This is a genomic window from Sphingobium sp. ba1 (assembly GCF_000743655.1).
In the GTDB taxonomy this organism is placed as follows: Bacteria; Pseudomonadota; Alphaproteobacteria; order Sphingomonadales; family Sphingomonadaceae; genus Sphingobium.
Genome location: NZ_JPPQ01000083.1, coordinates 127,229 through 136,733, shown reverse-complemented (window position 1 = coordinate 136,733; position 9,505 = coordinate 127,229). Strand labels below are relative to the sequence as shown.

General features: G+C 62.4%; 10 protein-coding genes. 2 read left to right on the top strand and 8 right to left on the bottom strand.

What is annotated here, in order from left to right; all coding sequences use genetic code 11:
* The 8 genes from IL54_RS25120 to IL54_RS19915 form a co-directional block, all read right to left on the bottom strand.
* Window positions 1–961 (bottom strand): TonB-dependent receptor domain-containing protein (locus IL54_RS25120; protein ID WP_193378913.1); only part of this gene is annotated, 961 nt, incomplete at its 3' end.
* Complete coding sequence (locus IL54_RS19945; protein ID WP_052027814.1) at window positions 958–2,046, bottom strand: endonuclease/exonuclease/phosphatase family protein; 1,089 nt, start codon at window positions 2,044–2,046, stop codon at window positions 958–960. The genes IL54_RS25120 and IL54_RS19945, both read right to left, overlap by 4 nt.
* A 127-nt stretch (window positions 2,047–2,173) precedes the next feature.
* Window positions 2,174–4,354 (bottom strand): xanthine dehydrogenase family protein molybdopterin-binding subunit, encoded by a 2,181-nt coding sequence (locus tag IL54_RS19940; RefSeq protein WP_237236542.1) that lies wholly within the window; start codon window positions 4,352–4,354, stop codon window positions 2,174–2,176.
* Window positions 4,355–4,379: 25 nt separating this feature from the next.
* Window positions 4,380–4,994 carry an Isoquinoline 1-oxidoreductase subunit gene (locus tag IL54_RS19935; protein WP_202807687.1) on the bottom strand — a complete coding sequence of 205 codons (615 nt, stop codon included), beginning with the start codon at window positions 4,992–4,994 and terminating at the stop codon, window positions 4,380–4,382.
* Window positions 4,995–5,050: 56 nt separating this feature from the next.
* Window positions 5,051–5,521: a (2Fe-2S)-binding protein gene (locus tag IL54_RS19930; RefSeq protein ID WP_037479840.1), complete on the bottom strand. Its 471-nt coding sequence runs from the start codon at window positions 5,519–5,521 to the stop codon at window positions 5,051–5,053.
* Between the two features lie 72 nt (window positions 5,522–5,593).
* Window positions 5,594–6,457 carry an MlaA family lipoprotein gene (locus IL54_RS19925; protein WP_052027813.1) on the bottom strand — a complete coding sequence of 288 codons (864 nt, stop codon included), beginning with the start codon at window positions 6,455–6,457 and terminating at the stop codon, window positions 5,594–5,596.
* Window positions 6,454–7,068 carry a class I SAM-dependent methyltransferase gene (locus tag IL54_RS19920; RefSeq protein ID WP_037480545.1) on the bottom strand — a complete coding sequence of 205 codons (615 nt, stop codon included), beginning with the start codon at window positions 7,066–7,068 and terminating at the stop codon, window positions 6,454–6,456. Before IL54_RS19920 ends, IL54_RS19925 begins: the two co-directional genes overlap by 4 nt.
* Before the next feature lie 106 nt (window positions 7,069–7,174).
* The gene (locus tag IL54_RS19915; RefSeq protein ID WP_037479838.1) at window positions 7,175–7,972 is read right to left on the bottom strand and encodes a MipA/OmpV family protein; all 798 of its coding nucleotides are present in this window, start codon (window positions 7,970–7,972) and stop codon (window positions 7,175–7,177) included.
* Window positions 7,973–8,535: 563 nt separating this feature from the next.
* Here IL54_RS19915 and IL54_RS19910 point away from each other — a divergent pair.
* Window positions 8,536–8,817, top strand: coding sequence for a hypothetical protein (locus tag IL54_RS19910; RefSeq protein ID WP_052027812.1), 282 nt, complete (start codon window positions 8,536–8,538; stop codon window positions 8,815–8,817).
* Between the two features lie 112 nt (window positions 8,818–8,929).
* On the top strand, window positions 8,930–9,505 hold a 576-nt coding region (locus IL54_RS23440), incomplete at its 3' end, for an MFS transporter (protein ID WP_237748973.1).

The following is a 9,505-nucleotide window of genomic DNA, read 5'->3' as shown; positions in this document are numbered from 1 at the left end:
GCGGGCCGGACACCGCCATGGCAGGCGCGCTGGTACGCGCAACGGACAGGGCCGCGCGCCAGGGACCGTCCTGCCAGACGGACCCGGCTGATAGGCTCTGTTCGCGCACGACGTCGCCGCCGGACATGCGAACCCGCGCGTCGCTGTAGCGGATCGACCATTGCCACTGCGGTGTCACCTGATGGCGCGCTTCCAGAATCGCACCATCGATCCGTGCGGAGCCGCTGTTGACCGGCACCGTGCCGCGCCCGGTAAAGCGCAACCGGTCGTCGATCCGACCGCCCTGCAAGGACAGGGACAGGCCGAGCGTGGGCGCAGCGCTCCAGTCGGCACGCATCTGCACGCGGCTTTGTGTTTCCGGCTTCAGCGTCCGGCGCAACGCCAGAAAATCATCGTGGCGCAATCCCATCGGTCCGCTCATGCCCGTTTCGCCATAGGCCCTTAATGTGTTGGCATAATCCAGGCTCAACGCCAAATCCTGCCTTGCTTGCAGGACTAACGTCGCGCGCGGCAGAAACCAGTCGTTTGCGCGCAGCTTTTCGCGCCCTGGCCCGGCGGTGACATTGGCATTGCGGTTGCTGACCTTGATCCCATGCCAGCCCAGCGTGGCGGTCAGATGCTCGCCGACCAGCCAGCGATCCTGCACGCCATCGCGCACCATCCGGCTGCGCGAGAGCCTATGCGGCGCGAACGACGTCGCGGCGGTCGTTCCAAGGAAACGACGCGCGGTCGTCTGCCAGCGGATCTGGATGTCCTGGTCGCGATCGTCGACATGGACCGGCGTTGCCGCTTCCATCCGTGGGCGGAACTGCGAATAGGCTGGCCGAGGAGCCGTCATCGGTGACAGGCCGGATGGGCGTTTCAGCGAAAAGCGGATACCCGTTTCCACCGGCATCTCCTGCGCCTGGGCGGCGGTAGAGGCAGGGATGAGCCAGAGCAACGACCACACGGCCCGGCTCATGATGCTGCCCCCGCGCGGTCCGATCGCGCCAGATCGACCCCGCTACGCAGGCTGTAGTCGATAACATAACCAAAATGGTCGGAAAGCGGCTGGCTATCGGGTTCCGATCCGAAGGGCACATGCGCCGCGACCACCTTGAGCGGACGGTCGCCCGCATCCCGTGCGAACAGCCAATCCTTCGCCCGCGCTCTGGTAGAAGTCAGGTCGCGCCGTATCGCGTCGTTGGCCCAGGCGGATTGCGCCAGCGCCCGGCGTGCGCCGTCCAGTTCTGGCGCGATGAAGCGCATTTCGGCCTGCGCGAACCGGGTGAAGAAGATATGGGCGCGCAACCGATCCTGCCCGATATTCATGTCACCGCCCAGGATCATCGGCTGACCGGCAGGCACATGCGCCGCCACGAACTGCGTCACCAGATCGACCTGCCGGGCAAAGGCGCGCTGCGATCGGTCGATCGCTACGCCTGCGGCTTTCCGGGCATTGAGATGCGTGTTGACGATGCTGACGGGTCGCTCGAAGCCCGGCACGCTTATATGCGCGATCAGCACGCCCTTATTGGCCAGGCAATCGAACCCGGCGCAGGCAAAGTCGGGAAAAGCCATGCGATCGATCCGGGTGATGGGATAGTCGGACAGGATTTGCAGGCCGCTGCTCAGCTGCTTGCCGATCGCCTCTCCACGATCCCACCGCGCCTGCGCCAGATGCGATTGGTCCGCCCCCTGCGCCGCCGCGGTGGAACGGTGCGCTACGTCCGGTCCCTGCGCGACATGGCGATAGCCTGCGCGCGCGGCGATCTGCGCCGCCTCCGGCGTAAACGCTTCCTGCAACAGGATGACATGAGGCTGTCGCCCTGATTGCCGCAGCCGGGCGAGCCGGTCGGCGATAGCGGTCAGCGCGGCGCGCCGATCCGACACGATCGGCCAGGGCAGTCCCTTGATATTATAGGTCATGACCGACAATCGCCCGTCGTTCGGAACGGGTTGCGCGATGCCCCATTGCGGCGCGGCCTGGTCGCCACCATGGGTCGATCCGGCGGCGGCGAGCGCGACAAGCCCTGCGAACAACACAGCGCGAAATGGTCGGTACATGGTGACGGCCCCCCGTTTGGTCGGAGGATAGCGGGCCAATGAGTCGTCCCCATGTCGCTTAAGCGACAGTGCGGTTAAACTTTTGCGCCGTTGCCGTCATCGAAATGAGGGGACCGGGCCGGGTAAATTATGCGTCTCTCGGCACCGTGAGGTCAATCAGCGGCAGGCGGGTTGTGGCTGAGCCAGTCAGAGCGAAAATTGCGTTTGCAATTGCGGGGGCAATGGGGGGCACGCCCGGTTCGCCCATGCCACTCGGCCTGTTTGTGGACGGCAGGATATGCGTTTCAACCGTCGGCATCTCGTTCATGCGGACGATGGGATAGGTGTCGAAATTACATTCCTGAACGATACCGTCCTTGAGCGTGACGGCGCCGTGGAGTGCGGCCGACAGACCAAAGCCTATACCGCCTTCCATCTGGGCCGCGATCTGGTCGGGCGAGATGGCGATGCCGCAATCGACCACGGCGACGACCCGGCGTATGACCGGCCTCCCTTCGTCCAACCTCACTTCGGCAACCTGGCCGACGACCGTGCCGAAACATTCGTGAATGGCCATGCCGCGCGCCCATCCGCTTTCGAGCGGCATGCCCCAATCCGCTTTGCTGCATAGCATTTCGAGCACGGCCTCATGCCGCTTCGCCGTCGCTTTTCGATACATGGCGCGGCGATAATCCGCCGGATCGCGCCCGGCCTTTCGGGCGAGTTGATCGACGATATGCTCCATCACCATAGCATTATAGGAATGGCCGACCGATCGCCAGAAGGCGACCGGCACCGGGCAGGAAGGCGCGAAAACCTTGCCGTCGATACTCTCCGCCGATGCCAGATAGGGTGACTCGGCAATGCCCTCCACGGTCGGTCCGGTGATGAACGGGATCAACGATTGCGCGACGACATGGTGGCGCCAGCGCTTGGGAAATCCATCCCGATCAAGTTCCGCGGAGACGCGATGATGCGCCATCGGGCGATAATATCCCGCCGCCATCTCATCCTCCCGTGTCCAGATCAGTTTGACGGGCCGCCCGTTCGTTCGCTTTGCGATCCGCACGCATTCGACGAGATAGTCGGATGTCATGATTCCCCGCCGCCCGAATGATCCGCCCGCGGGTATCACATCGATATCGACGCGGCCGGGTATGGTGATGGCTGCGCGTGCGGCATGCACCTGATCGACTGTTGGCAGATGAGAGCCGGAGATGATCTTGACGTCCCAACCATCAACTTGCGCGACGCAATCCAGCGTCTCCATCGGCGCATGTGCCAGATAGGGGAAATCGAATGTGAATTCGATCGCGTCCCGCCCAAATGCAATTTGAGGGTCTTCCCCCTTGCTATGAAAATCGCTCGGCTCGACATCCGAACGCCCGGCAGCGATGTCATGATAATGGCGCACCAGATCGGGCGTGGAACGTTTTTCAGCGGCGCTGTCGTCCCATATGATCCGAAGCGCATCCCGCCCCCGCCGTGCGGCGATGGTGTTTTCCGCAACGACGGCGATGCCGCTTTCGATTGCAAAGACATCGACGACTCCCTTCACCGTGCGCGCATCGGCGGCATCGAACTTGGCAAGCGTACCGCCGAAGCGCGGACTATGGGCAACTATCGCGACCAGCATGTCGGGCAATTGGACGTCCTGAGTATAGATCTGGCGGCCGTTGCTTTTCGGCAGGCTATCCTTGCGGCGGACGCGATCCGTGCCGATCAGCCTATAGTCCTTGGGCTCCTTGAGAGCGGGCTGCTGCGGTGGCGTCTGGCGCGAGGCCTCCACAAGCAGATCCGCAAAGCTGGCGGATCGCCCCGACCGGACATGGGAGACCAGGCCGTCGCGTACTGCGATCGACTGGGGCGGCACATTCCAACGGTGCGCTGCCGCCGCAACGAACATGGCGCGCGCCGCTGCGCCTGCATTTCGCATCGTATCCCAGTTGCTCGCCGTCGCCGTCGATCCAGCCGTCATCTGCGTGCCGTAAACGCGAAAATTGGACGGTGCCGTCATAACGCGCACCTTATCCCAATCGGCGTCCATTTCTTCGGCGATCATCGCGGCCAAGCCGGCGTGGATGCCCTGCCCCAATTCCTGCTGCTTGTTGACGACCGTCACCCAGCCTTCGGCGTCGATCCGGATGAACGATCCGAAGGCGTTGGGTTCCGGATCACTTCCACCCGCTTGCAAAATCGCGCCTGCCACCTGCATGGGGTGCGTCGCGGCATAGCCGACGACCAATGCGCCGCCAATCAGAGAGCCGCCCAGGATCATCCTGCGACGAGACATCTGGATGGAGCGCGCGGCTTTGGGGGCGTCTGTCACAAGCCATTTCCTGTCTGCAAAGGGGCTATGCCGGGCATTGGCCACCGGTATCGAGCCACGCCGCTATCAGCGCGCCGAACTGCGCCTGCGCACCCGGCGCTGGCGTGCGTTCTCCGCCTGGATGCCAGGCCCAACCGACCAGTTCGTCCTGTGTCATGTGGTGAAGCAATTGCGCGCGGGTCATGTGGGCACGCGCCGGGTCCAGTATCTGTCGGCAAATCTGGCCAAGCGTCTTGCCTTGCCAGGCCATTTCAACGGGCGCGAGTTTCCATTTCGGGTTGCCCGGCACGCCGGACGGCGTGAAATTGGCGTCATGATGACATGTCGAACAGCGAAGCGTTGCTACACCGCCGCCGTCCGTCCCGCGCGTCACCAAGGGCCGATGCGGGCGCATTGCGTCCGTCTGCGTCGGCCTGTCGGTGCGGGGGTGGCAGTTCACGCAGCGGGGATGCTGGATCACCCTGCCCGCTTCGGTGAACAAAGCAACGGACCGGGCTTTGCGATCGGCTATGGTCGCAAACGCCGCCGCCGGGCGCAGGGGAGCGAAGGTAACAGGCGAAAGATCAGCAGGAAGCGATTGGCTTTCCGGCAATGATCGGGGCCACAGCGCAATCGTGCCCGTCACGATGACCGCCATCATCAGAAGCGCCAATAGCCCAACACAGCCCAACCGCCATCGCGATGTCCGCCGGCGCGTCACGACTTGCTCGCCCCGACAGCCGCCGCAGCATCGTGAATCGCGGCACGAATGCGATTATAGGTCGCGCAACGGCAAAGATTGCCGCTCACCGCGATGTCGATATCGCCATCGGTGGGAGCAGGGATGGCACGCAACATCGCGATCGCGCTCATGACCTGACCGGATTGACAAAAACCACATTGCGGCACGTCGCGGGCGACCCAGGCATCCTGTATCGCCCGCGCCTCGACGCCTTCCACCGCTTCGATCGTCACGATCTGTGCTGAGGCCACAGCCTCCAGCGGCAGGGTGCAGGATCGCATAGGTTGGCCATCGACATGCACCGTACAGACACCGCATTGCGCAATGCCGCAGCCATATTTGGTGCCTGTCAGCTTGAGCGTATCGCGCAGAACCCACAGAAGCGGAGTCTGGCCGTCATCCTCCACATCATGGACCTGGCCGTTGACCGAAAGGGAGTATGGCATCGCGCTAAGCCTTTGAAACCCGGATCATGGGAAGAGAGTAGGATGATCGATTAGACCGCAGAAGGCCGATAGCTACGCAAAACATGCCTGATCCTCCATTTGGCGTGCCATGGGCAATCTGCCGCGTAGCGCATCGATCTCTGCCTGTCGCAAACGCAGATATTCGGTTCTGATGGTCGAATAAGGATCGTCGGCTCCGTCCAGCAGTTTCCGCGTGGTCTCATCCGATTCGGCCCGTTCGTCCACCAGACGGAGGACCGTCGTTGGAATGACGAATGCCGGGTCGTTCAAGGGCTGCCCTACCGCGAAGGGCAGCACCGAAAGATCAATCAGGCGACCCGCAAGGTCGCGAAGCGTGGTCGGTCCCATCAGCGGCAAATACATATATGGTCCCGACTTTACGCCATAAAAGCCCAGGGTATAGGCAAAGCCATTATTGCGATGCGGAAGATTGAAGGGGCGGCGTTTGGCGATGTCGAAAAGCCCGGCGGCGCCGATCGTCGAATTGATCGAAAAACGCCCCAATGTCTCGACACTTTTGCCGACCTTGAATTGCAGAAGATAGTTGAGAAAAACGACCGGCTCCTGAAGATTGCCCAGAAAGTTGCGCAGACCGCTGCGAACCGGCGCAGGCACTGTGCGTTGATAGGCCAACGCGACAGGCCGCGTGACCGCGCCATCGACAGATTGGACGATCGCGAAACTTTCCGCATTCAACGCGCGCAATGGATCGATGCGCTCGGATTGCCCACGCCCGGTCACGACAATGGCGCCGTCTTCGGGCGGTTCTGTCTCGGTCGCCACCTCAGGCTCGATCGACAGGGTCTGTACGACGGCTTCCGGGGGCCGGTAGCCTTGTTCATGACCCGCGATCAAAGCATTCTCCGACGGCATGCCGACGAACGGCAAAGCCAGGATCAGGGCGGAGATGGTCATGCCTCCGTCCCTTCGACAAAGCGGTGTGGGTGGCGCGACCGACGGCGGCAGATGCGATACACGGATGCAGGGGGTAGATTGGCGAACGTATGGCCGACAAATGTGGCCTTCAGACCCAGGCGGTCGAGTACCGGGCGCGGGACCGAACAGCGCAAGCCGTAAGTGAACTGATAAAAGACGCCATCCCCATGCAGATGGGCGAACGCACCGTCCATGATGGCGAAAATCTGTCTGACGGTCATCGACAGCAAAGGCAGGCCGCTGATGACCACTCCGGCCGAGGCACCGTCGAACAACGCCACATTCCGCAGCCGGGTTGCGTCCATCCGGAGCGTCCGCGCGCGCGGGAAGTCCACGGAGAGTTTTGCAACGAAATCGGCCCCATATTCGATCAAGGCCAGCTTTTCCTGGGCAACGCCCTTGGCAACCATGGCGCGGGTGAAGGCTCCGGTTCCGGGACCAAGTTCGATGATCGGTCCTGCTGCAGGCGATATTTCAGATAGCATCAGCGCGGACAGGGCACGACCGGAAGGGGCCACCGCCGCGACCCGCAACGGCTCCGCCAGCCAGGCGCGAAAGAAATGGCAGGCTTCGGCGGTGCGGCTGGTCAAGGCAATGTCCCCCGCAGACAAAGTTGCGCGCTGAGCCATAGCCAGGCGAAACGGCATTGCGCGTGCGCGATCAGGAGCGCGCCGACGGGATCGGGCATGGCGCGCCTCAGAACCGGTAGGATAGTGCGAGGGCGGCCATCGGCTGCAGGCGGCGTCCCTCATCGGTGATCGGGCTATCGGCAATATCGCCCACAAGATAGTTGACACCCGCGCGGGCCATCACGCCAAACCGCGGGCTGAACCAATAGCCTGCGGACATGCCCCCGCCAATGTCACGGAAGCCCGCCCCGGGCCGATACAGGTCAAGCCCGCTGGCCGTCGCACCAGCGCGATCGACACCGAAATAGGTGCGTGCATAGTCCGCATTGGTCCAACTGGATTGTGCGTCCACCGAAAGGAAGAAATCGGTGGTGCGAACGGCGGCATAGCTGGCACTGGCCGTCACGATCAGCCCGTTGTGGGTATTGGACACATCATGCGCGAGCGACAGTTCGACCTGGACCGAACCCTGGCCATAGCGCTCGCCACCGAACCGATAGCCGACGAATGCGCCCGCTTCGACCGCCATGTCTATTTCCGGCAACCGGCCAACCGCGCCGTCGGCGTCGTTCCGCCCCAGCCGGGGACCGATCAGTGGTCCCGCCGAAAGGCGCGGATCGGATGCCAGATCGACACGGGCACGCAGCCCGCGAAACTCCATCGTGACGTCGCCCCAGCGCACATCTCCCAGCACGAATGGCACTGCGCGCATATCCTGCGCACCGTCAAATTCAGGCACGATGCCAGCACCGACGGCGACCATGCCATGGGGCGAGCCGTCGGTCGGCACCACTTGGGCCGACGCTGTCGGAACGGCGAGAGCCATGGTGCCAAGAAACAGGATCGGTGGAATATAGCGCATCATCGACTATCCTTGGCGAAAAGTTGGGTTTTGACCGAAGTCTGGGGTGGCCACCGAAGACATCCTGCTTTTGCAGGACTGACCTTCGGTGGCCCCGGATGCCGCATCGAGGGGGGAGGGGGAGACGGCAGCATCCGTTGGCTTTTGAGAGGCGGGATGCATCCCAACCCCTGTTCTTTCTGGTCATGTCGACCACTGGCCCAATCTCTAGATCGACCTGCGGGGCATCGGAATGCCGGAAACCGCAATAAAATTGCCTATTCGTGCAACCTGGCAGCCCACTCGGTGGCACTGCCCAGAGAATTGGGGCGGCTCGTCCTGACGGATGACATCCCCAAGGAGGTAGTCGATATCCGCCAATGCACGAGAGTTATGGTCACGCGCGAAACTATGTCGGAAATGGGTCGGTTGCCCGATCCTATGGTTGCAGCATTTGAAAGACCGCGTCTTTCGGAGGGTTGCGCGCGGCCATGATTTATAGTCGCGCCCGGTCAGGCCGCTACGGGGATCATCGCGCCTAGGCGATCAGGCTGTTCGCACTGACGGTCGGATCATGACTTTACCGCATGGAATATGGCGTCTGGTTCGCATTGACCGGGGGCATTGCTATTGACGGTTTTACCGGTTGGTTCGACACGATAATGGCGTTTTTCTTCTACCTGCCGAACCTGTTGGTTGCGGAACTGTTCATCCGGTCGTGTCGCCATGACCGCGGTGCGATGGCCAGCATGGCAACGACCGCTATATTGCTGCTCGCCAGCAGCTTCATCCTGTTGGCGACCTGGCGCTTCACCGCGCTCAATTGGGGACCGAAGATGATGATCGGCATGGGGCATTTATTTTCATGATCGAAGATGTGCCGGAAGGAGCGGCTTGCACCGATAGAAGGCGCAAAGAAGTGCGTGCGCATGATAGACCATCAGCGCAATAGAGATGGCCTTCGATAGCCCCTCCCCGATCATGGCGAAGCCGAACTCGATCGCGCAAGAGACGGAAAGCGGGAGCGGCTATCCGTCGAACCGTCGTCGCTTCCTGCTGCTTGTGTCGCTGTTTCTGATCAGTGCCTTTGCGCAGATCGATCGCGTCCTCCCTTTCATCCTGCTGGAATCCATCAAGGCGGATCTATCGTTGAGCGACACCCAGGTCGGCTTGTTGACCGGCGTCGCATTTGCCGTCTGCTATGCCCTGTTATCCTTGCCCTTTGCCTATCTGTCGGATCGCGGGTCACCGCGCGCGATATTGGTGCTATGCACCCTCGTCTGGAGCGTCATGACGGCAATGGGCGGTCTGGCTGCAAGCTTCATGCTCCTCGCCATGACGCGCTTTGGGGTAGCGATCGGCGAAGCCGGGGCTGTGCCATCCGGCCATGCCCTGATCGCCCGCAAGGTAAGCCCGATGCATCGTGGCGTCGCGATCGGCGTCTTTTCCCTGGGCATGCCGATCGGGACGATGGCTGGCTTCGGCCTTGGTGGGGCGATCAACGATATGTTCGGCTGGCGCGCCGCGCTCATGGGCGCCGGCATGATGGGATGCCTG